Source organism: Actinomycetospora sp. (assembly GCF_055612215.1).
Genome location: NZ_JBVPVA010000060.1, coordinates 1 through 1,059, shown reverse-complemented (window position 1 = coordinate 1,059; position 1,059 = coordinate 1). Strand labels below are relative to the sequence as shown.

Annotated in this window: 1 protein-coding gene and 1 pseudogene; both read left to right on the top strand. The window is 77.0% G+C overall.

Going from position 1 to position 1,059, the window contains the following annotated elements; translation table 11 throughout:
• On the top strand, positions 1-294 hold a 294-nt coding region (gene rplS, locus AC0CYZ_RS01330; protein ID WP_472211400.1), incomplete at its 5' end, for a 50S ribosomal protein L19.
• 64 nt (positions 295-358) lie between these two features.
• A pseudogene (locus tag AC0CYZ_RS01325) lies at positions 359-1,059 on the top strand (hypothetical protein); the annotation flags it as partial.

The following is a 1,059-nucleotide window of genomic DNA, read 5'->3' as shown; positions in this document are numbered from 1 at the left end:
GACACCGTCAAGGTGCACGTCAAGGTGATCGAGGGTTCACGCTCCCGTGTACAGGTCTTCCAGGGCGTCGTGATCCGTCGCCACGGCGGCGGCCTCCGCGAGACGTTCACCGTCCGTAAGGTCTCCTTCGGCGTCGGGGTGGAGCGCACCTTCCCGGTGCACACGCCCAACATCGACCACATCGAGGTCGTCACCCGCGGTGACGTCCGCCGGGCGAAGCTGTACTACCTCCGTGAGCTGCGCGGCAAGGCCGCGAAGATCCGCGAGAAGCGCGAGACGCCGTCCGCGTCCTGAAGGGGTCGCGCGTCGTGCGGAGTGCCTGCACCACCCCTCGACGCCGTCTCCTAGCCTGACTGCCGTGCCTCCCGCCGACGAGCCCGGTCGCCGCTACCGCTCGCCCCGTCACGGGGAGCCCGATCCCCGCTGGGGCGGGCCCGCCGCGGTCGCTCCCGTGGAGGACGACCCGTACGGCGACGTGACGGGGGAACGCCCGTCGGTCGGCCGGCACGGCACCCCCGACGAGGCTCCGCGTCACGACGACGGCTGGTCCGCCGCCGACGGCTGGTCGAGCCGCCCCCGCCACGGCGACGCCGGCCGGTCCGACCGCGACCTCGACCCGCTCGGCGGGGGTCCGTCCCCCGCGTCCTGGTCGCCGCCGAGCGGCACTCCGGGACGCTTCGGGCCGGACGACGCCGGGCGAGACCGCCCGTCGTCGCGCTTCGGCGCCGAGGAGCCCGGCCCCGCCCCCGTCCCGCCGGGGTACGGCCGATCCGGACCGCCGCCCGGCGGATCGCCCTACGGCCAGGCCCCGCCGTCGCCGCCCCACGGGCAGGCGTCCTACGGCCGGGGGACCTACACGCCGTCGTCCGCCCCGGTCTGGGGCCCGCCGTCGCCCTACGGGCAGGCCCCGCCGTCGCCGCCGTACGGCCAGGCCTCCTCGCCCGGGCCGCCGTCGTTCGGGCAGGCCCCACCCTCGCCGCCCTACGGCCAGTCGTCCCCCTACGGCGCGGCGCCGACCGGGCCCGACGGCCCGAACGGCCACGGCAGCCCGAACGGCCA